Source organism: Mucilaginibacter litoreus, assembly GCF_042676805.1.
Classification (GTDB): domain Bacteria; phylum Bacteroidota; class Bacteroidia; order Sphingobacteriales; family Sphingobacteriaceae; genus Mucilaginibacter; species Mucilaginibacter litoreus.
This window is the reverse complement of sequence record NZ_JBHTHZ010000003.1, coordinates 398602-419669: the sequence shown is the minus strand read 5'-3', so window position 1 is coordinate 419669 and position 21068 is coordinate 398602. Positions and strand designations below refer to the sequence as shown.

Annotated in this window: 17 protein-coding genes; 10 read left to right on the top strand and 7 right to left on the bottom strand. The window is 40.5% G+C overall.

Features of this window, described 5'->3' with window-relative positions:
- Positions 1-104 precede the first annotated feature (104 nt).
- The 4 genes from ACFQZX_RS07825 to ACFQZX_RS07810 all read left to right on the top strand — a co-directional run bounded on the left by ACFQZX_RS07825 (position 105) and on the right by ACFQZX_RS07810 (position 5510).
- On the top strand, positions 105-2078 hold the full coding sequence (locus ACFQZX_RS07825) for a KUP/HAK/KT family potassium transporter (RefSeq protein ID WP_377113419.1): 1974 nt from the start codon (positions 105-107) through the stop codon (positions 2076-2078).
- A gap of 130 nt (positions 2079-2208) precedes the next feature.
- Positions 2209-2922 carry a DUF2490 domain-containing protein gene (locus ACFQZX_RS07820; RefSeq protein WP_377113417.1) on the top strand — a complete coding sequence of 238 codons (714 nt, stop codon included), beginning with the start codon at positions 2209-2211 and terminating at the stop codon, positions 2920-2922.
- Positions 2923-2970: 48 nt separating this feature from the next.
- The gene (locus ACFQZX_RS07815; RefSeq protein ID WP_377113415.1) at positions 2971-3891 is read left to right on the top strand and encodes a DUF58 domain-containing protein; all 921 of its coding nucleotides are present in this window, start codon (positions 2971-2973) and stop codon (positions 3889-3891) included.
- A 149-nt stretch (positions 3892-4040) separates the two neighbouring features.
- A complete protein-coding gene (locus tag ACFQZX_RS07810) occupies positions 4041-5510 on the top strand; it encodes a glycoside hydrolase family 130 protein (RefSeq protein ID WP_377113412.1) in 1470 nt (489 codons plus the stop codon).
- Between the two features lie 23 nt (positions 5511-5533).
- Here ACFQZX_RS07810 and ACFQZX_RS07805 read toward each other — a convergent pair whose 3' ends face one another.
- Positions 5534-6808 (bottom strand): DASH family cryptochrome, encoded by a 1275-nt coding sequence (locus tag ACFQZX_RS07805; protein WP_377113411.1) that lies wholly within the window; start codon positions 6806-6808, stop codon positions 5534-5536.
- Between the two features lie 285 nt (positions 6809-7093).
- Here ACFQZX_RS07805 and ACFQZX_RS07800 point away from each other — a divergent pair, with 285 nt between their 5' ends.
- From ACFQZX_RS07800 to ACFQZX_RS07790, 3 genes are read left to right on the top strand one after another with little or no spacing between them, the layout of a single operon-like run.
- Positions 7094-7753: a TetR family transcriptional regulator C-terminal domain-containing protein gene (locus tag ACFQZX_RS07800; protein WP_377113408.1), complete on the top strand. Its 660-nt coding sequence runs from the start codon at positions 7094-7096 to the stop codon at positions 7751-7753.
- Positions 7740-8420 (top strand): HAD family hydrolase, encoded by a 681-nt coding sequence (locus ACFQZX_RS07795; protein WP_377113405.1) that lies wholly within the window; start codon positions 7740-7742, stop codon positions 8418-8420. The genes ACFQZX_RS07800 and ACFQZX_RS07795 overlap by 14 nt, the downstream gene beginning before the upstream one ends.
- On the top strand, positions 8417-9739 hold the full coding sequence (locus tag ACFQZX_RS07790; protein ID WP_377113403.1) for an ABC1 kinase family protein: 1323 nt from the start codon (positions 8417-8419) through the stop codon (positions 9737-9739). Before ACFQZX_RS07795 ends, ACFQZX_RS07790 begins: the two co-directional genes overlap by 4 nt.
- A 57-nt stretch (positions 9740-9796) precedes the next feature.
- Here the strand turns inward: ACFQZX_RS07790 and ACFQZX_RS07785 are convergent, their stop codons facing one another.
- Complete coding sequence (locus ACFQZX_RS07785; RefSeq protein ID WP_377113401.1) at positions 9797-10018, bottom strand: hypothetical protein; 222 nt, start codon at positions 10016-10018, stop codon at positions 9797-9799.
- A 236-nt stretch (positions 10019-10254) separates the two neighbouring features.
- Here ACFQZX_RS07785 and ACFQZX_RS07780 point away from each other — a divergent pair, with 236 nt between their 5' ends.
- Together ACFQZX_RS07780 and ACFQZX_RS07775 are read left to right on the top strand one after the other, a co-directional pair.
- Positions 10255-11160 carry a TIGR01777 family oxidoreductase gene (locus ACFQZX_RS07780; RefSeq protein ID WP_377113399.1) on the top strand — a complete coding sequence of 302 codons (906 nt, stop codon included), beginning with the start codon at positions 10255-10257 and terminating at the stop codon, positions 11158-11160.
- Positions 11153-12466, top strand: a complete 1314-nt coding sequence (locus ACFQZX_RS07775; protein ID WP_377113397.1) for a cryptochrome/photolyase family protein — start codon at positions 11153-11155, stop codon at positions 12464-12466. Before ACFQZX_RS07780 ends, ACFQZX_RS07775 begins: the two co-directional genes overlap by 8 nt.
- Here ACFQZX_RS07775 and ACFQZX_RS07770 read toward each other — a convergent pair whose 3' ends face one another.
- The 4 genes from ACFQZX_RS07770 to ggt all read right to left on the bottom strand — a co-directional run bounded on the left by ACFQZX_RS07770 (position 12467) and on the right by ggt (position 16223).
- Complete coding sequence (locus ACFQZX_RS07770; RefSeq protein WP_377113394.1) at positions 12467-13417, bottom strand: FKBP-type peptidyl-prolyl cis-trans isomerase; 951 nt, start codon at positions 13415-13417, stop codon at positions 12467-12469.
- Positions 13418-13423: 6 nt separating this feature from the next.
- Positions 13424-13930 (bottom strand): FKBP-type peptidyl-prolyl cis-trans isomerase, encoded by a 507-nt coding sequence (locus ACFQZX_RS07765; protein WP_377113392.1) that lies wholly within the window; start codon positions 13928-13930, stop codon positions 13424-13426.
- Positions 13931-14018: 88 nt separating this feature from the next.
- Positions 14019-14459 (bottom strand): MarR family winged helix-turn-helix transcriptional regulator, encoded by a 441-nt coding sequence (locus tag ACFQZX_RS07760; protein WP_377113390.1) that lies wholly within the window; start codon positions 14457-14459, stop codon positions 14019-14021.
- 69 nt (positions 14460-14528) lie between these two features.
- Positions 14529-16223 (bottom strand): gamma-glutamyltransferase, encoded by a 1695-nt coding sequence (gene ggt / locus ACFQZX_RS07755; RefSeq protein WP_377113387.1) that lies wholly within the window; start codon positions 16221-16223, stop codon positions 14529-14531.
- 228 nt (positions 16224-16451) lie between these two features.
- On the opposite strand from ggt, the gene ACFQZX_RS07750 reads away from it, so the two are divergent.
- Entirely contained in the window at positions 16452-16946 is a 495-nt protein-coding gene (locus ACFQZX_RS07750) for a hypothetical protein (RefSeq protein WP_377113384.1), read from the top strand.
- 46 nt (positions 16947-16992) lie between these two features.
- Here ACFQZX_RS07750 and ACFQZX_RS07745 read toward each other — a convergent pair whose 3' ends face one another.
- Positions 16993-20724, bottom strand: a complete 3732-nt coding sequence (locus tag ACFQZX_RS07745; protein WP_377113381.1) for a S8 family serine peptidase — start codon at positions 20722-20724, stop codon at positions 16993-16995.
- Positions 20725-21068: the final 344 nt, after the last annotated feature.

Below are 21068 nucleotides of genomic sequence, written 5' to 3'. Positions count from 1 at the left end.
AATAAAGTTTTGTTAGTTAATTTGATATATGACTTATACGCTTACTAATAGTTTAAGTTATAATAGTTTTTTTAATAGTTTTGTACCGTATTTTATAAAATATAGTGTCAAGTCATAAAGATCTGCAAAAACTATCGGCCGCTGGGCTACTTATTAGTTTAGGAATAATCTACGGTGATATAGGTACATCGCCATTGTATGTGTTTAAAGCCATCGTTGGTTTAGAACATTCATCAAATTCACAACCTCTTTCTCAAGCATTGGTACTGGGTGGGGTGTCCCTCATTTTTTGGACACTTACCTTACAAACAACGCTTAAGTATGTGGTGATCACCCTACGGGCAGATAACAAAGGTGAGGGTGGCATATTCTCGCTTTTTTCTTTAGTACGCCGCAAAGCCCGCTGGCTTATTGTCCCGGCCGTTGTAGGTGGCTGCGCCCTGCTGGCAGATGGTATCATTACACCGCCAATTACCATATCATCAGCAATTGAAGGCTTAACGGTTTACTACCCTAACCTGCCAACTGTTCAAATTGTAATTATTATAATAGCCATACTTTTTATCATTCAGCAGTTTGGCACCTCGCTGGTTGGTAAGGCCTTTGGGCCGTTGATGTTTATATGGTTTACCATGATGGGCGTTTTAGGAATATCATACATTGTGCAGATGCCAATGGTTATTAAAGCGCTTAACCCTTACTATGCCTTTGAGCTGCTTACATCAGATACCTATGATGCCTTTATGATATTAGGCGCGGTTTTTTTGTGTACAACAGGTGCCGAGGCGCTGTATTCAGACCTTGGGCATTGCGGCCGTGATAATATCCGCATTAGTTGGATTTATGTAAAAACCTGTTTGGTTCTTAACTATCTTGGCCAGGCCGTGTGGCTGTTGCAGCGCGAAGGGAAAGTGATAGACCTGAGTACCAATAACCCTTTCTATAGGATAATGCCCGACTGGTTTCTGATATACGGAATAGGCATTGCAACCATTGCCGCTATTATTGCCAGCCAGGCGCTTATATCAGGGTCATTCACATTGATTGCCGAGGCTGTCAGGCTTAACCTTTGGCCTAAGGTTAAAATCAACTATCCATCTGAGCAAAAGGGCCAATTATACGTACCCAGCATCAACTGGCTGCTTTGCGCGGGTTGTATAGGCGTTGTATTGCTGTTTCAGCACTCCAGTAAAATGGAAGCGGCTTACGGGTTAAGTATAACTGTTGCCATGCTGATGACTACCATATTGGTTAGTAAATTTTTGCAGCGCAGAAAATTGCCTGCGTATATTATTGGTGCGTTTTTTATTATTTACCTACTTATTGAAGGTACCTTTTTACTTGGTAATCTTGTAAAATTTGTTCATGGCGGCTGGTTTACGCTTTCTATAGGCCTGGTTTTGTTTGTTATAATGTGGACCTGGCACACCGCCCGCAAAATTAAGAACAGGTATGTTAAGTTTATAGAGATAGACGATTACTACAACATTATAAAAGAATTAAGCGAGGACGAAAGCGTACCCAAATATGCTTCGCAACTGGTTTATTTAACCAGCGCTAATTTTAATTCGGAGATAGAATCAAAGATCATCTATTCTATACTTCAAAAGCAACCAAAACGGGCAGATGTTTACTGGCTGGTACACGTAGATGTAGTGGATGAACCTTACAAACGCGAATACGAGGTTGACGTCCTGGTACCTGGGAAATTAATACGTATAGATTTTAAACTCGGGTTCAGGGTTGAGCAACAGATCAACCTGCTTTTCCGCAAGGTAGTGGAAGACCTGGTTAAAAATGGCGAAATTGATATTACCAGCAAGTATAAATCATTAAATAAACATAAAATTGTCGGCGACTTCCGCTTTGTGGTGATAGAGAAAGTTTTATCCCGTTCGCATAACCTGTCGTTCTATGAAAAGTTTATCATGTTTATTTACGTACAACTAAAAAAAATCAGCCTTTCAGAAGAACGGAACTTCGGGCTGGATCTTAGCTTTGTTACGGTTGAAAAAGTACCGTTAATGCTTACGTCTCCTGATAGTGTAAAGATAACAAGGGTAATGCCTAATCATTAATAAAAAGGGTGCGTTTGCACCCTTTTTATTAATGATACTTTTCTTGCATTTCACACCCAAACAGAGATATATACCTTTTGATACTTCTCATAGTTTTTTATCTTCGCCCGTACACATTATTTATCCCCCTATGAAAAAGTCAGTTCAGCTAATTTTACTTATTGCCCTTTTAACACCATTTAAGTTATTAGCCCAGGAGAACCGTATTTCGGGTTGGGCAGCATTGTTTCATACTCAGCGCTTCTCTCCAAAATGGGGCATGTCTTTCGACGCACAATTTCGCTCAGCAGATCAGCTCGATTACTTACAGAACATTCTGCTTCGCCCTTCTGTAAATTATTATTTTGATGGCAATAAAATGGCGGCTTTAGGATACGCCTATATAACTGCAAATGGCCGCACTGCCACCGGCGAAAAAACATTCAGGCCCGAAAGCCGTATATGGGAACAATTGATAATAAATCAGAAACTATCCAAAACCACAACACTGCAACACCGCTTTAGGTTAGAGCAACGTTTTTTAGGTAATACCACTAACAAAAACGACCATTACTTTGCCCAGCGCTTCCGCTATTTTGCACGTGCAGTAGTACCGTTTAAAAAAGATTCGGTATTTAACAAAGGGGCTTACATTGGCCTGCAAAACGAAGTTTTTTTAAACGTGCATAACAAGAAAAAAGTAAATACCCATTTTTTTGACCAGAACCGCGCTTATGTTGCCTTAGGATATCGCCTGCATAAAAAAGCAGATATAGAGTTTGGTTATCTTAACCAATATATTAAACAAGCCGAAGCTTATGTACTTAACCACGTAGTTCAGGCTGCTATTTATACCCGTTTTTAAATGCTGCAGTAAGCATTTAAAGCAAACGTTTATAAGCGAAACCGGCTTATGCCCCAACTCAGTAACGATCAGCATATACGTCAACTGGCCAACCTGGAACTGCTTGCCCGGCAAGTGGTTGAAGGTTTTATTACCGGCCTGCACCAAAGCCCGTTCCATGGCTTTTCTGTAGAATTTGCAGAGCACCGCCTTTATAACAACGGAGAATCGGTAAAAAATATCGATTGGAAATTGCTGGCCCGTACAGATAAGCTTTTTGTGAAACAGTTTGAAGAGGAAACCAACCTGCGCTGTTATTTATTGCTGGATACTTCATCATCTATGAACTTCCCGGTAGCGGGTACAAGTAAACTGCAATTTTCTGTTTATGCTATTGCCTCGCTGATGTATTTATTTAAAAGGCAGCGTGACGCTTTTGGTTTATGCCTGTTTTCTGATAAGCTTGACTGGTTAAGCCCTGCACGCTCAACATCTGCTCATTTGTTTTATTTGTATGCAGAACTGGAGAAGGCTTATAATTCACACAGGCAGAACACTACTACCAGTATTAGCCCTGTATTGCATCACCTGGCTAATGAGATACATCAGCGATCAATGATAATTATATTCAGCGATATGCTGGAGAACAGTATCAGCGCCGAAAAAACACAGGCATTATTTGCTGCCATACAACACTTAAAATATCGCAAGCATGAAGTAATCATATTTAATGTTAGCGACAGCCAAAAAGAACGGAATTTTAACTTTGATAATAAACCGCATCACTTTATAGATATGGAAACCGGCGCCGAAGTGCGTATTCATCCGGGCAAAGTGCGTGAGAGCTATCAGGAAGCAATAGAACAGTATCGTTACCACCTGATGCTTAAGTGCGCCCAATATAATATTCAATTAATTGATGCCGATATTGATAAAGGGTATAATGATATCTTAAAAACTTATCTGATAAAAAGAAACAGTATGCTTTAATTCACCGTAAAACAACCGGTTTGTACTAATTTACTTTAGCAATACGCTCATAACTGTAAAATTCACACTATTAATTACAGCTTTGTTAAATTGCTTAAATCAATTTAGTAAGGCTTGTGTTATTGAGGGTAAATGCATTTATTTAAAATATGAGACTTTCTGTAGAACGAAAACCAATAAGAGTAAATCCGGATCCGAAACGAGTAATTGCAAGATTCTTTTTTAATGGGAATGACCGTGCTAAGGAAGTTATACAAAGGGTAATGAGCATTAGCGAAGAAAGTGCATTTGGCATCATTTCACCGTTATTGCAGGAATATTCTAAAAGGCACCGTAATATTACACGCGTATTAAACCGTCACTGCAGCAAATTAAAACCATTGTTTGTAGACCTTGGAATTGATTTTGATTCGTTAACCGTTTACAGGAAATTGCTTATCGGCTCCTACTTCACCCATGAGTATTCAATTGAGTCGGCAGCATTTTTTAATCCCTCTATAGTTGAAGACCCCGACCAGAGCGAAATGGAAGAAGGGCAACGGCGTGTGATCATCAGTTTCAGGGCGGTGGGCGAGGGCCACATCTCATCTATCACTTTCAGGCGCGCTATGATAGATAAAGATAACCAGATCACCGTACAACCTGCCGGCAGTTATATAGACGAAGCCGAAATTGTGCGTAACGCGGTTTACAATAAAAAGCTCTTTTTAGAAAAAGCGGCTATAACACAAATAGATATTAATGTATTAAATGAGCTTGAGGCCAAGCTTGATCATCATTTTGAATATGCGAACCTGCGTCGTATCATTATAGAGTCGCAAAAGCTGCAGGAAAACGATATGATGCGTTTAGAGTATGATAAGGTTTTATGGCTGGCCGACTCTTACTACGAGATCGTGTTCTCGATGGACACAGATATTTCAGACAGGGTGATCTTCCCTATTTCTGAGTATGAGCGTAAAGGTATTGAAGATGCCCGCTTTGTTAAGTTTACACATGATGATGGTACATCTGTATATTATGCTACTTACACAGCATATGATGGATCGTTGATTATGCCTAAACTACTGCAGACTACGGATTTTTACAACTTCAAAATAATGCCATTATACGGGGCGGGCGCGCAAAACAAAAACCTGGCGCTATTTCCGCGTAAGATAAACGGCAGGTATGCAATGATATCTCGTATTGATGGTTGTAACAACTACATCATGTACTCAGATAAAATCAACATCTGGGAAAAGCCCGATCTGCTGCAGCAGCCTAAATTTACCTGGGAGTTTGTACAAATAGGTAACTGTGGTTCGCCAATAGAAACTAAGGAAGGCTGGATAGTTATAACTCACGGCGTGGGCCCGATGCGCCGTTACGTTTTAGGTGCCAGCTTACTTAAACTTGATGATCCCACTGTAGAAATTGGCCGCCTTAAAGAGCCGCTGCTTGTACCCAACAGCGACGAACGCGAAGGCTATGTGCCAAACGTTTTATACTCATGCGGTTCAATAGTGCACAATAATAAACTGATTATTCCTTATGGTATTTCAGATTCGTCAACCTCATTTGCCGAGGTAGATCTTGACGAATTACTGAACAGGCTTAAAGAGGACGGTATAGAGTAAAAATACTCAGGTATATCTGGTTGCTAGAGTGGATGGGTATCATCAACTGTTGGCAGCCAGGTATTGATATAGTCATTGTCTGACTGGGCCGATTTTGACGCGTTAAAAAAGCGATTGCTTTTAGTATCGTTACCTACACCTGCAATAAAGGCCCAGTTACCCCAGTTACTTGCGGGCGAGTAATCTATCAGCTTTTGTTCAAAGTATAAAGCACCCCTCGTCCAATCTACCTGGAGGTCTTTTGTTAAAAAAGCCGCTACCGCCTGTCTGCTGTAATTACTGATATATCCAGTTGCGTTTAGCTGATGCATAGCCGCATCAATAAAGGGCTCGCCTGTATGCCCGCTTTTCCATTGCTCAAACAACTCGTCCTGGTTGGCTGCAAGATCCGGAGCGGTGCCAAAACCTTCCGACTGAAAAAATTGCCGGCCATGTTTTTTGAACATAAACCTGAAATAATCGCGCCATAAAAGCTCAAGCATCAATGGGTCAGCATTTTGTAAATGATGCTCCTTTTGATGATTAAACACCTCCCAGTAAACCTGACGCGGAGAAATACACCCTATTGCCAGCCATGGGCCAAGCCCTGATGAATTAGGTTGGTTTTTAGTGACATTGTTAGAAAGATATTGTTGTAACCGCTCTAAAGCTGCCGTTTCTCCCCCGGTTATTTTTACTCCCGCACGTGCGTCGTCAACAGGTTCTGCTATATTCAGCGCTGATAAAGTGGGCAACTCACCGGGATCTGTAATCTCAGGGATTAAAACATGCTGAGGAGTAGGCACAACAGGCCTTACAGTACTGTCACGCTCAACTTTCTTTTTAAAAGTAACAAAGCTATCGGGTATATCTTTTATCGGGAAAGGCAAATCCTCTTTATGGTATAAAGTATGTCCAATAAAGTGTCTTAAATTCAGCTTCATTTTCCATAGTGCTTCTTCAACCTTTTCAGATATGCCGGTTTCATCAGGAGCAACCTCCCTGTGATGATATACTTCACTTATATGATATTCTTCTGCGAGTTTAACCAACACTTCAGCAGGATCGCCAATGCGAATAATTAGTTCAGCATTTAATTTGCGCAGGTTCTCCCGTAGGTTGGCAACAGATTCAATCTGGAAGCGTGCACGAAAATTACCGGTTTTAGCTCCGGAAGGAGCATCAGATTTAAAGTAAAATGGATCAAAAATATATACAGGTAAAACTTTATCAGCCCGTCGCACAGCTTCAGATAATATTTCGTTATCGTGTATGCGCAGGTCATTTCTAAACCAAACCAGTATAATTTTTTCATTCATATATGAACACCTAATCTAATCCTAATTTAGATTAATTACAAAAATGCTAATTATTTATCTTACCCGTGTGCTCGCAGCGTGATTTTGACATCATGCCAACATTAAAGACAATTTTGCACTTCTGTATCTATAGTTATAAGTATCCAAAAATTATCGCATATAAACTTAAATTAAGCACTTACCATAAAACTAAAACATTTATACTACCGTTAGTTTTATAACACAAAGTTGATAATTATCTGCATCACAGTGTGTAATTTTACATTAATATAAAATCTAAAAAAAATGGCAACTACCGAAAGTATCAGAAAAGCCTACATCGATTACGTTCTAACAGAAGGGTACCAGCCTAAATCTGTTTACGTTTTCGCCAAAAAAAATAAAATGGCTGAGGATGAGTTTTACCGTTTTTTTGGATCGTTTGATGCCGTAGAACAAAGCGTATGGACGGATTTGATTAATACCACACTTAACGAGGTACGCGCGCAGGAAATATGGTTGCAATATACTTCGCGGGAAAAGGCTTTGTCGTTCTTTTACAGTTTTTTTGAACTGCTGAAGGGTAGCCGCAGCTTTGTGGTTTATAGCCTGGGTAAACATCGTGGGCTGGGCACTCCTAAGGTGCTTGAGCCGGCTAAACAAGTGTTTGATGAGTTTGCTGTTGATATTTTAAACCAGGGCTTGGAGTCGGGAGAGCTAAGCGATCGTAAATTTTTTAGTAAACGTTATAAGGACGCCCTTTGGATCCAATTTGGCTTTGTGCTTAATTTCTGGATAAATGATGACTCGGCGGGGTTTGAAAAAACAGATGAAGCTATTGAAAAAGGCGTTAATGTAACTTTTGATCTGTTTGAACGCTCACCTATAGACAACTTGTTTGAGTATGGGAAATTTTTGGCAAAAAATGGTGGCATAAAACAAAAAATGGGATTTGGAAGCTTATAAACCTGCTGCCATCTTTGATATGGATGGCACCCTTATAAACAATACCCCCTATCATTTTAAGGCTTGGCAGCAGATGTTTGAATTGCACAATCTGCCCGGTCTTACCCATAAAACTTATCTTGACGAAATAAGCGGTGTACCTGTAGCTTACACCATAAAAAAGTTTTTTGGCAGCCAGGTAAAGGATCAATTTATAAGGCAGTTATCAGAAGAGAAACAATCCTTATATGAACAGGCTTTTAAACCCTACCTTAAACCGATAAACGGGCTTGAAAATGTTTTAGCTCAATTAAAGTCAAACGGTTTTAAAATAGCTTTGGCTACTTCATCCAATCAGAGTGATATAGATTTCATTTTTGAAGGCATACCTATTAAACAATACTTTGACGCCTTAATTACAGGAAATATGGTAAACGAGCCAAAGCCTTCGCCGCAAATATTTTTAAAGGCTGCGAATAAGCTCAATGCCAATCCAAATCAATGCGTGGTTTTTGAAGACTCGCTTGCGGGTTTAAGGGCCGGCCGCAGTGCGGGTATGAAGGTTGCAGGCATCACTACAAGCCATCCGGCTGCCGTTATTGCCAAACTTGCAGATATGGTTATAAATGACTATACCAAGGTTACTCCCGGCAGGCTGGCTGAATTATTTGAACAAACTCAAGCATGAGCGATAACACATCGAAAGAGCAAAACAGTATCCCTACCAGCAAAGTTGAGCGTAGCGCCAAATTTGTAAAAACCGGGTTCAAGATAGGTGGCAACTATATTAAACATTATTCAAAAAAGCTTTTTAACCCTGATCTGGACCGCAGCGAACTGAACGAAGATAACGCTACCGATATTTATAAATCATTAAGCGAATTAAAAGGCAGTGCTTTAAAAGTAGCACAAATGCTTAGCATGGATAAAAACCTGCTTCCACAAGCTTACGTTGATAAATTTACACAATCTCAATACAATGCGCCACCTTTATCTGGCCCCCTTATTGTACAAACATTTAAAAAATATTTTGGCAAAACGCCCGATCAGATATATGATAAATTCAATATCCGCTCTACCAATGCAGCATCTATAGGCCAGGTTCACCAAGCCGAACTGAATGGTAAAAAATTGGCAGTAAAAATTCAATACCCAGGTGTGGGCGACTCCATATCATCAGACCTGAAACTGGTTAAGCCTTTTGCTTTCAGGATGCTTGGCATGAGCGAAAAGGAGCTGGATGTTTACATGAAAGAAGTGGAGGAACGCCTGCTTGAGGAAACAGATTATGAGTTGGAGGTGCGCCGGTCTATCGAGTTTTCAATTGCGTGTAAGGTACTTGCAGATGTGGTATTTCCGGGATATTACCCTGATTTATCAAGCAAACGTATTATCACAATGGATTGGCTGGAAGGCGTACACCTTAAAGAATACTTAGCCGGCAACCCTTCCCAGGAATCGCGCAACCGTATAGGACAGGCCCTGTGGGATTTTTATAACTACCAGCAGCACGAACTCAGGGCTGTGCATGCCGATCCACATCCCGGCAATTTCCTGATCACCCCGGATGGTAAATTAGGTGTAATTGATTTTGGTTGCATTAAAGTAATGCCTGACGATTTTTATTATCCCTTTTTTGCGCTTACATCAAGCAATTTGTTTGACGATAAGGAAGCTACTATCAGGGCTTTCCGTAAACTGGAGATGATATTACCAAATGATACACCTCAACAAATTGAATTTTATCATAGTATGTACAAGCAAATGATCAGTTTATTTGCCAAACCTTATTTAACAGATACATTTGATTTCAGCAATAAAACCTTTTTTGATGACCTGTTTGGCTTTGGCGAAAAAGTTTCTAAAATGCCGGAATTTAAACAAGCCAGGGGTGTTAAACATTTCATATATGTAAACCGAACTAATTTTGGCTTATACAACATCTTGCATGAATTAAGTGCCTGTATTAAAACAAATACTTATAAGCCGCACTTAAATCAGCATTAAAAGCAAAAGGCATAGTTTCCTATGCCTTTTATAACGGGTTAAATAAAACCTGATTTTTTACTTTGCTATAGTTATCAGCACTACAACCACTGTTAATACAACGGATATAGCCCAGCTTACGTTGGCTTTTATAGCCCACGTTTGTATATCTGTAATACGGCCAGAACCAAGAAACGATTTTGACCGGTACTTGCAATACATCGCATAAGTCATTACAGATAAAGCGATAAAAATGAAAGAACAAAGTAAAATTGTTTGAAACGTTTTTGTAAGTAACATTGCACTAAAATCTCCTCTCTTTAAGTTATGTACGTATATACTTCATAATTGATACAATTGTTTTTGTTTATTTTATTCACAGTTAACATTTTTTTTATTAAAGAGTATTTTTTTGAAACATGACGAAGTATGTGTTGTTGCTTTCATGGTAAAAAAATCTTTGTTATTTTATTAAAAAAAGCGTTTTTACATATCCAGGTCGGTGTAAACACATCACAGAAAAAAATGCAGACAGCATGAAAAAAAAAATTTTAATTACTGGCGGATCGGGCCTTTTAGGACAGGAACTGACAAGCCTGCTGCTTAAAACCGGGCATGCTGTAAGTCATTTAAGCCGAAAACCTGGCAAAACCCCGGGAGTAAAAACTTATTTATGGGATATTGAAAAAGGCATCATAGATGAAAACTGTATTCATGATACAGATACCATTATCCATTTGGCTGGTGCTGGTATTGCCGATAAACGATGGACCCGGGAAAGAAAAAAACTAATCATTGAAAGTCGCACTGAATCAATACGACTTATCTATAAGTTAATGAACCAAAAACCAAATCAAATAAAAACAGTCTTATCAGCTTCCGGAATAGGCTATTACAGCGACCGGGGTGATGAACTGCTTTTTGAAGATAGCCACCCAGCCAATGATTTTATTGCTAATTGCTGTATAGAATGGGAGAATGCAGTTGATGAAGGCAGGGCTTTTGGCTGCAGGATTGTAAAATTCAGAACCGGTGTGGTACTTACCAAAAATGGCGGTGCATTACCGCAACTTGCCTTGCCTGTTAAATTGGGGGTTGGTTCGCCATTGGGGAACGGCAAACAATGGATACCCTGGATACATCATCAGGATGTAAGTGAAATGTATCTTTTTGCATTGCAAAATGAGCAACTTTCTGGTGTATATAATATGTGCGCGCCGCAGCCAGCAACTAACAAGCAACTTACAAAAGCTATAGCCGGGCAATTAAACAGGCCCTTATGGGCACCCAATGTTCCCGCTTTTTTAATAAAACTGTTGTTTGGCGAAATGGCATCAGTTATTTTAAGCAGTACCAAAGCCTCGGCAAAAAAAATTGAAGAAACAGGCTATCAATTCAAATACGCAGATATTACTGCTGCACTAAAAGAAATTTATGGATAAAAATATCCCTATCAGTATTTTTTGGTTTCGCCGAGACCTTCGACTGAATGATAATGCAGGCTTTTACCATGCCCTTAAAAGCAGCAATGCGGTATTGCCTTTTTTTATTTTTGATAAAAACATTTTGGAGAAGTTGGAAGATGCTAATGATGCCCGGTTAACTTTTATACATAATGCACTGGTTGATATTGATAGGCAACTGCAAAAGTATAAGAGCAGCTTGCTGGCCGTTTATGATAAACCTTTAGATGCCTGGGTAAAACTATTAAAGCAATATAAAATTAAAGCTGTTTATACCAACCAGGATTATGAGCCTTATGCAAAAGAACGTGATGAAGCAGTAAAAAACCTTTTGACCGATCATCATATTGAATTTAAAACCTTTAAAGACCAGGTAATATTTGATACTAACGAGGTGGTTAAGGATGATGGCAAACCTTATACTGTTTACACCCCATACAAAAACAAATGGTATCAGAAACTGAAACCATTTTACCTTAAAAGCTATCAAACAGAAAAGTATTTGGTTAATTTATTGAAATTTAAAGCACCTGCCATACCTGCTTTAAAAGAAATAGGTTTTGAAAAAAGTGACCTTCAACTTCCCGACATAAACTATCAGCGTGTTATTGATAATTATAGCAACACGCGCAATTACCCTGCTGTTAAAGGCACATCTCACGTTGGGGTGCATTTGCGTTTTGGCACAGTTAGCATTAGGCAATGTGCGGCCGATGCAAATAAAGCACCCGACAAGACCTGGTTGAACGAGCTGATCTGGCGGGAGTTTTACTCCATGATACTTTACCATTTTCCACATACGGCTAACCATGCGTTCCGCCCTGAATACGATAGAATAGAATGGATAAACGATGAAGTGCAATTTGATGCCTGGTGTAAGGGCGAAACTGGCTTTCCGCTGGTTGATGCCGGTATGCGCGAGCTGAATGCTACCGGTTTTATGCATAATCGTGTACGAATGATCACAGCCAGTTTTTTAAGCAAAGACCTGCTGATAGACTGGCGCTGGGGCGAACGTTATTTTGCACGTAAGTTGTTGGATTATGAAATGGCCAGCAACGTGGGCGGATGGCAGTGGGCAGCGGGCAGCGGTACCGATGCGGCCCCTTACTTCAGGATATTTAACCCCGACAGCCAGTTGAAACGGTTTGACCCAAAGATGGAATATGTAAAAAAATGGGTTCCGGAATATGCCGATTTCAGCAAGTATCCAAAACCCATTATCGATCATAAATTCGCTCGCGAACGCTGTTTAAAAGATTTTAAAAAAGCCTTAAACAGATAGTTATGGTTGTGTAACATCGCTTACCTGCAATTCAAACCTAAGTATTGAGTTTGCAGGCACCGAACTTGCAGAAGTGTTATAAGATATAGAGGAAGGAAAGAATAGTGATATTGAGGTTCCTTTTGCACAATGTTTCATAAGGGCATCTTTCATTCCTGGTACTACCGAATAAGGCGTAAAGGTTGTTGATGTTGTTTTATTGCCATTATCAAACTCAGTACCGTTCAAAAGTGAACCTACATAAGTAAGCGCTACTTTTGAAAACTCTTTTACATCACCAATAGTACCTGTAGGTTGAGTTAACACTTTATAATAGTACCCCATCGGGTCTTTCGTATATCCGCTTAAGTTATTTCTGGACATGTAATCTCTGATAACAAAATCATCATATTCATCCCGGTCACCTACTACGTTAATATAGCAATCAAGGCTCTGGTTACCTGCTACACGTGTATTTGTGTTGGTTATACTACCCGTGCCATATCCATTTACGCCATAAGCCAGGTGCGAGGGTATAATCACACGCATGCTGCTGCCTTTATACTTAAGGATATCATGCACCGCGAGCTTTAACCCTTGCGGAAGATAGGTGCCGGTAGTTGGATTTACATAATCTAAACGACCCAGGTAATTATGATCGTGATTAATTATCGTATCGGTTAAGTTATACTTACCGTCTACTGATTTGATACTATAAACAATAGATACCGTATCAGCGTATGTTAAAGAGTCGCCCCTACCCTGGTTAATAATTTTATAGTACATGCCAGTTAAAGCACCACCATTTTTATTGGTATCCTGTATAAAGCCGGTTAAATTATTGGTCTTAATGTAGTTTTGTATCTGCTGTTCGTCAAACTCCCTGATGTCCGGTTGGTTGTCATGGTCTTTATTACAGGCAACTAAGCCGGTTACTGCTATTAGTAAAAAAGTAAATAATTTATGTTTCATTTAAAATCAGTTCGTTACATCTAATAATTCTATCTCAAAATCTACTACCGAATTTTTTGGCAGCCCAATTTCCGGTTGATCATAAGGGCCATACGCATAACGCGATGGTGACAATATCCTTATTTTGCCCCCCTTTTTTATTTGCGGGATGGCCAACTTCCAAGCCCTTAAAACTGCACCCAGAGTATAAGATGGATGAAAGTTATTGCTTTTAAAAAATACCTCACCGGTAGTAAGTATCCGTGCGGTAAAATCAATAGTGATACTTGTTGAATTAGTATATATTGTACTGCCCTCGCCAGGCGCTAATACTACGTAGTAAATACCGGTAGCAACACCTGCGCTATCTACCTGCTTTACATCGCCAATGGCCGGGTTGGCAGCAATATAATCCTGTATGATCTTGTCATCCTTATCTGCCTGTATGCGCACTTCCTCCAAAGCATCATAACCTTTTTTGCATGATGCGAAACAAGCAGTAAGCAAAAGTAATATCACCAGTACCCGGTTCATTTATTTAAACGGCAAATTTATTGTTTTATATCGCAAAAACAGCAGGTTAACACTTTTTAACAATTGCAGGCAGGTTATAACGGAAAAATCAGGGCTTATAGTTTACGGTAAGCTGATTTATTTTTTTTAGCATATCAATCAAATACTGCTTATCGGCATCACTAATGTGTGCATTAAGGTAACTATTGAATTGCTTTACCACATTTTTAGCAAGCTGGCGCTTTTCTTTGCCCAAATCGGTGAGGTAAATTTTTACTGAGCGCTTATCCCCCTGGTTTGATGCCCGGTAAATAAGGCCAGTTTGCTCTAACTGGTTAAGCATACGCGAAAGGCTGGTGGACTTTAAGCCAAGCAGTGCCGCTGCCTGCGAAACCGTAGTGCCTTCCTCGTCGATATTAATTAACAGATATCCGATAGATTGTGTAATGCCAAATTCGGTAACTAATTGATTATAACGATTGGCAACTGTTTGCCAAACTATTTTCAAAAAATAATCAATAGTTTCCTGTTGTTTTACAGTGCTTCGCATAAAGCACAAACATAGCATTTTAGTTTATAGTGTATAGCGATAAGGAACAGTTTTTTAAACTACAAAGGTTTACCAACCCATTGCTGTATCATCGCCTCGCGGGTCTGCACCCCCCTGGTAGCCTTGCGGTGTTTTCAGGATCGCGTCAACACGGCCAATAGATCCGCTGCCGGTTATCTTATACCCTTTGTGCTGGAGTTTTGACCGTGTATCATCATTCAACGCGCGCGCTTCTGTTTCAACAACATCTGGCAACCATTGGTGATGAAACCTCCTGGCAGCTACAGCGTTCTGCATATCCATATTAAACTCAATAACATTCAGTATCGTCTGGAAAACCGAAGTTATGATTGTGGATCCACCCGGCGTACCTACTATCATAAACAGCTTACCGTCTTTTTCAATAATCGTAGGTGTCATGCTTGATAACATTCGTTTTCCTGGTTGTATGCTGTTTGCCTCGCCGCCAATCAGGCCATACATATTTGGCACGCCCGGTTTCGAACTAAAATCGTCCATTTCATTATTCAGCAAAAAGCCTGCACCGGCAACAAATATTTTAGACCCGAAACTATCGTTCAGCGTAGTAGTTATAGCTACCGCGTTACCATATTTATCCACAATAGAGTAATGGGTAGTTTGGCTGCTTTCATAACCTACAAATGAACCAGGCTGTATGCTGTTACTTGGTGTAGCAGCCGCCCAGTCAAAGTTTTTCATTCGGCTCTCAATATATTGTGGGTTGAGGAGGCTATCAACCGGAACTTTATAAAAATCAGGGTCTCCAAGGTATTTAGACCGGTCGGCATATACCCGGCGCTCGGCCTCAACCAGTAACTGCACTGTACTGTCGCGATTAAAACCCCAGCGAAATAAAGGATATTTTTCTACAGCGTGCAGCAACTGTAGTAAAGCAATGCCACCGCTTGAAGGTGGGGGCATGGTAATAATCTTAAAATCTTTATATGTACCCGTTATAGGTTTGCGCCAAACCGAATGATAATTCCCCAGATCATTTTTGGTGATCAGCCCGTTACCTATTTTCATTTCGGCAGCCACCAACTCGGCTATTTTCCCTTCATAAAAACCTGCCCGCCCTTTATCGCGTATCAGTTCAAGCGTTTTCCCCAGATCTTCCTGAACAAGAATATCACCATCCTGCCAGCCGCCGTCTTTTAGTAAATAATTCTCTACAGGGTTGCGCTTCCTAAACTCTTCTGCGGCCCGATTAAGGTCTGATGCGAGTTGTTTTGTTATCTTAAATCCCCTTAAAGCCAGATCAACAGCAGGCTGCACCAGCTGTGCCCATTTAAGTTTGCCATACTTCTTATGAGCGGTTACCATCCCATCAACAGAACCAGGAATGCCGGATGCGCGGTGAGTAGCTAAACTAAGGCCGGCTATTATATTGCCCTTTGCATCCTGATACATGTTTTCTGATGCCGTCTCCGGGGCTTTCTCTCTAAAATCAAGCGAGTTCACAGCGCCTTTTGAGGAACGGTATACCATAAAACCACCTCCACCTATATTGCCCGCCTGCGGATGCGTTACGGCCAGTGCAAATTGCACTGCTACAGCCGCGTCAACAGCATTACCACCTTTTTTAAGCACCTCTAACCCTACATTGGCAGCATCCGGATAAGCGCATACCACCATGCCATTGCTATAATAATTGCTGCTTTTATTTTGCGCGTATACTTTAACAGTAAAACCTGTTACAATCAATGTGATTATATAAAAACAAAATATTCTCTTAAAAATCATAAGTACATAAATAAGGGCAATTTAAACCATTTATAACCGCAATAACAACCCTTAACTCCATATTTTCAATATTGAAAATCAACATTATACTACACAATTTTCGCTTTGGCTATAATTAATCAGCATAAAAAGCTATTTATGCCGTTAATAACGTAACTATTACACAACGATTTTTAATAATGCTTGCCTTTATGGCCTTGCAAAAAATGACTTACACCTTCAAAAAAAATGAAAAAATTTACCTTTGCCGCTCTTTTACTAACCTGCTTTTTGTTGTTTTCAAAACGCTCTGATGCCCAGGATTACCGCACAGCTGTAGGACTTAAATTTGGCGGCTATGAAAACGGCCCCTCAGTTAAATACTTTTTGAATGAAAGCGCTGCGCTTGAAGGGGTATTAGGTATCAGAAGCCACGGCGTGGTTATCTCCGGGTTGTATGAGTTGCATCAAACTGCTTTTAATACAGCCGGCTTAAAGTTTTATTATGGTTTTGGCGGGCACATTGGCAGCGTTGGCAGCGGTGTGTACAAGCGTTTTGGCTCTGATGATAAAATATATAATGATGGGCATATCTTATTAGGTGCCGATGGTGTTTTAGGCCTCGAATACAAATTACCCGACGCCCCAATAGGCATCAGCCTTGACCTTAACCCGCGTGTTGAACTGGCCACCGGCCCATTTTTTGACCTTGCCCCTGGGTTAGGATTAAAATATACGTTTTAAGAAAACTGAAAGAAATAACCATGGCAGGCATTAAAGCCTGCCTTGGTTATTTAACTACTATTACCTTTTTGGCATATCGTTTTTGGCCTATATTTATTTGAAGCATGTAAACACCAGGTTGTAAATCAGTAGTGTTAATGGCCGCGCTAAAGTTGCCTGCATTTGCTTTATAAGTACTTTGAAACATCACTTGACCTGCAGTATTCACTATAGCCAATTTAACCTCTGCAGCGGTTTTTGCAGTAAACACAACATTCAGATAATCATTGGCCGGTACAGGAAATACGGATAAACCAATCTCAGATCTGTCGGGGTTCTTTGCAATCATCGCATAATTAAAAGGGTCTGATTCAGCCGTACAACCATCATTTAACGCCACTTGTACAGTATAGCTTCCGCTAACTATAGGTTGATAGCTTGCAGCGGTTGCTCCTGCTATAACCTTACCTTCCAGATACCATTGGTTACCATTCGCGATACTTGATGTTAGCATATCCCCGGTTTGAGTGATGGCCGGCTTTATGACTGTAACAGGCATCCTTTCGGTAGATGCACAACCCGGGCTGCTCACCTTCATATCATAAAAGTAATAGTAAAATCCTTTATAATAGGTAGTGTCCGTTTCGCTCTGATCGGGTATGGCTGTATTGCCTGTTATCTTAAAAACATCCCCGATGCTAAACGGATACCCCTCAACACCAACGTTATTCCTGAAGATAGTGGCGCCGTTTTCATATTCGGGTGTAATTGTATAATTGCCTGCAGCAGGCAGCAATAAATTCAGGGAATACACCTTACCTTCATCAGCCGGATCATTGGGCAATTCGCCGGGGGCCGCAGCTGTACGGGTAGCAGTAACATCCAGGGTTACTGCTGATACTACTTCTCCATTATCATTAGTTGCTGTAAAAGTAATTTTCCCTGTATTACCAATGTATAATCTTGCACTTTCTATATTAACTGGTATCTGCGTATTTACTTTAACCCCAGGGGTAAACTGGTTATAACTACCATTTGTGAATACCTGTTTATTTTGCGGCCCTATTTTGCCCCCAAAATCATTAAGACCGGCATAAAAGGTATTATTTACAGGTTGCTGTGTGGTTAATACCAACGATCCGGCCGCAATAGGCACGGCATCATTTACATTTTTATACCATAGCACCGCTCCCTCGCCAGTGGCTGATAACTGATACCCACCAGCATTTTTGCAATAATATGCGGCTGCGTTGGTTATTTGCGGTGGTATACCTGTAACAATGTTGCCTGTTGCGGTGTTATTGGCTGATATAGGGTCGTCTGAAAGACCGGTTGTGGCAACAACGCTATAAGTTGCACCTGCAGTAGTATTAAATTTTCCGTTTAGAGTAAAATCACTTTCCTCCTGCGGAACAAGTTCGGCGGTGAATGTTTCGGTAAAGGTAGTTATTACCTTATCCGGCCCTGTTACCGTTACAGTTACCGGTATATTGCTAATAGGAGCTGTGCCAAAATTTTTAAGCCGCACGGTTACCGCTACTGATGCCTCACAGATAACACCCGCATCGCTGTTTACGATAGCAATTGCGCCGGCATCTTTAGCAGGTTTTAAAAACTCAATGCGGTAATCCTGCGTTTCACCTTTAGCATAACCACCGCATGCATTTATACTTTTCGGGTCTTCTGTTTCATTCAAGACTATTCTCAGTCTGCTTATGTTACCCGGTATAACACTGCCTGGCACTGTGATATTCCCCGAGTAAACACCGTTTGCACTTATTACTCCGGTTGTAGCCACAAGTTCATTTTCATCAAAAGTGCCGCTTCCATCCCAATCGGCAAATATTTTAGCGGCCTTGTTAAAGTTTGCACCACAAGTACCCAGTAAAACACTAAACGGATAAGTTTTACCTGCCTCCAATTGCAAAGCGATGCCGGTATAATCGGTATAACCAGTACACCCGCCTCCGGCTGTCTTATTGATATTTGCTAAGGTAAAGTTGACGATCTTAGAATCTGATGTCGATTTTGGAGCAGATGCACAATAAACCTTTCCCCCTGTACCAGTTGCTATCAATGAATAAGCCTGGCTCCCGGTTCTTAGTGTACCTTTATGTGAAACAGTTATAACATATTTTTTTCCGGGCACAGCATTGGCAATATATACCTGTTCTATATTATCCCTTATATTATCGCCTAATGTTGCGGCGGCGGATGGCTTATCGGGGGTTAAGACCCATGGATTATAAGTTTGCTCGCCATCGCTTATACGCAGGTCCAGGTCGTTCACCAGTTTTGGTGTACGATCATTTATAGTAGTTCCCTGGGTTGGTGTACCTTCCGGGTCTGTCCAGGAGATGGTAACAGATAAAGGGCCGTCGCCGGATGCAATTACCTCGATGGTTTTTGTCTGTCCTTGCACAAGATTATTTTCATTTATAATGCTTTTATTGCCATTATCGGTTATTGCCTGCGCCGCTTTTTTTGCGTCAAGCAATCCCCATCCATAAATATAATCGGGCCCTGTGTTTCCTGCATCAAAAGCGGTATGGCAGGCCAGGCCTTTTAAGGTAGCGGCTCTCATAAATGTTCCCGAATGCTTTTGCGCGTAATATTCCTGCAGCAGGTAAAGCGACCCGGTTATATTGGGTGCCGCCATTGATGTACCTGATAAGGTTACGTATGAGCTTGCTTTTTGCGAACCTGTAGAAACCACGTTTTCACCATCACCAACTATGTCCGGCTTTATCCGGCCGTCATCTGTTGGCCCCCAACTGCTAAAATAGGATATCTGAATATCCTGGCTACTGGCAGGCCCATCAGGCAATGGTCCAACGGCTCCAACAGTAAGTATATTTTTCGCTGTACCTGTCGTGGTAATAATATCGTAACCATTATTGCTGCTGATACCCGCAGGGCGTGGGCCTTTCTTAATAAAAGTTGGATTTGTGCGGCTTGTGAAGCCATAATAAGTTTCTCCTTCTGCAGGGCCGTTGCTTGATCTGCTGTTGCCAGCCGATTCAACAATCAGATAATACGGTGCATTATAAGCAATTTTATCCCATGCCTGCACACGCGAATCATAAAAACCAAAGTTATAATCAACCGTATCGCCGGGCAGTCCATACCACTCCCAACGGTTACTGGTGCTGTTATAATCCCATCCACCAACATCACCGTAAGAATGATTGGACAACAGCAAGCCCGATGCTGCCGCACTCATTTCGGTAACGTCATCATCAAAATCCCATGAAAGCAGGGTATTCGCCCCGTAAGCCATACCTTTTGCGGGAGCGTACACACCTTTAGCTATCATTGTACCGGCAACATGGGTGGAATGGTTTGCCACAGCCGCGGTATTTTTTAGTGTAATATTTTTACCGGCAAATTCCCGATGCGCTGCGTAAACACTGCCTCCGTCCCAAATGCCCAGTTTGTTATTTAAAAAACTGCTGCTACCTGTAAGATTAAGATTTAGGCTACCACCAGGCTGTATTGCAGTGGTACCTGTTGTAGCAGCAGCAATAGTATTATTATGGGTTATAAGATAAACAGGAAAACCGCGACCATTTACGGTTTGCAACGACAAGATGTTGCCCGATTGTGAGATACGTTTCACCGGCCAGTTATTCGCCGTTGCCAGGGATAAAGCTTTCTGATGCCTAACTGAAAAATTTTGCCGGGAGGTTTGCGACAAAGCGTTGAGTTCCAATTGCTTTTTATAATCAACCGGTATCTGCGCAAATGAATTGGATACCCCTATAATTATAAAAAGAAAGACAAGGCACCTTTTACTCATTTTACTAATATGACGCTTCTAAAATTAAATCTTTTTGAATAATAAAATCACATTATTATTTAACAAGTTAATTGGCCTGACATTTGTAATTTACTATTGGTTAACAATACTTACATTCCATACGATTTACTTCCTAATACTTTTGTTGAGTAATATTAACTTCATTCAAAATATGCTCTAAAATAACTGTAGAAAATAATCCCCAAATTGTGTATTCACTTACACATAAAGTGTACTTAAAACACTCTTAATAGCTCTAAGGAATTTAGTTTTAGATAATAAAGCTTATTTAAGGGCTAAAAAAACTTGAATAGTAAATGTAAATCATTGAAATTAATACGCTT

Excerpts from the sequence above, each read along its gene's own strand:
- ACFQZX_RS07760 (WP_377113390.1), bottom strand. The coding sequence starts at position 14,459 with ATGCGAAGCACTGTAAAACAACAGGAAACTATTGATTATTTTTTGAAA.
- ACFQZX_RS07790 (WP_377113403.1), top strand. The coding sequence starts at position 8,417 with ATGAGCGATAACACATCGAAAGAGCAAAACAGTATCCCTACCAGCAAA.
- ACFQZX_RS07820 (WP_377113417.1), top strand. The coding sequence starts at position 2,209 with ATGAAAAAGTCAGTTCAGCTAATTTTACTTATTGCCCTTTTAACACCA.
- ACFQZX_RS07745 (WP_377113381.1), bottom strand. The coding sequence starts at position 20,724 with ATGAGTAAAAGGTGCCTTGTCTTTCTTTTTATAATTATAGGGGTATCC.
- ACFQZX_RS07765 (WP_377113392.1), bottom strand. The coding sequence starts at position 13,930 with ATGAACCGGGTACTGGTGATATTACTTTTGCTTACTGCTTGTTTCGCA.
- ACFQZX_RS07750 (WP_377113384.1), top strand. The coding sequence starts at position 16,452 with ATGAAAAAATTTACCTTTGCCGCTCTTTTACTAACCTGCTTTTTGTTG.
- ggt (WP_377113387.1), bottom strand. The coding sequence starts at position 16,223 with ATGATTTTTAAGAGAATATTTTGTTTTTATATAATCACATTGATTGTA.
- ACFQZX_RS07810 (WP_377113412.1), top strand. The coding sequence starts at position 4,041 with ATGAGACTTTCTGTAGAACGAAAACCAATAAGAGTAAATCCGGATCCG.
- ACFQZX_RS07815 (WP_377113415.1), top strand. The coding sequence starts at position 2,971 with ATGCCCCAACTCAGTAACGATCAGCATATACGTCAACTGGCCAACCTG.
- ACFQZX_RS07805 (WP_377113411.1), bottom strand. The coding sequence starts at position 6,808 with ATGAATGAAAAAATTATACTGGTTTGGTTTAGAAATGACCTGCGCATA.
- ACFQZX_RS07775 (WP_377113397.1), top strand. The coding sequence starts at position 11,153 with ATGGATAAAAATATCCCTATCAGTATTTTTTGGTTTCGCCGAGACCTT.
- ACFQZX_RS07785 (WP_377113401.1), bottom strand. The coding sequence starts at position 10,018 with ATGTTACTTACAAAAACGTTTCAAACAATTTTACTTTGTTCTTTCATT.
- ACFQZX_RS07800 (WP_377113408.1), top strand. The coding sequence starts at position 7,094 with ATGGCAACTACCGAAAGTATCAGAAAAGCCTACATCGATTACGTTCTA.
- ACFQZX_RS07780 (WP_377113399.1), top strand. The coding sequence starts at position 10,255 with ATGAAAAAAAAAATTTTAATTACTGGCGGATCGGGCCTTTTAGGACAG.
- ACFQZX_RS07770 (WP_377113394.1), bottom strand. The coding sequence starts at position 13,417 with ATGAAACATAAATTATTTACTTTTTTACTAATAGCAGTAACCGGCTTA.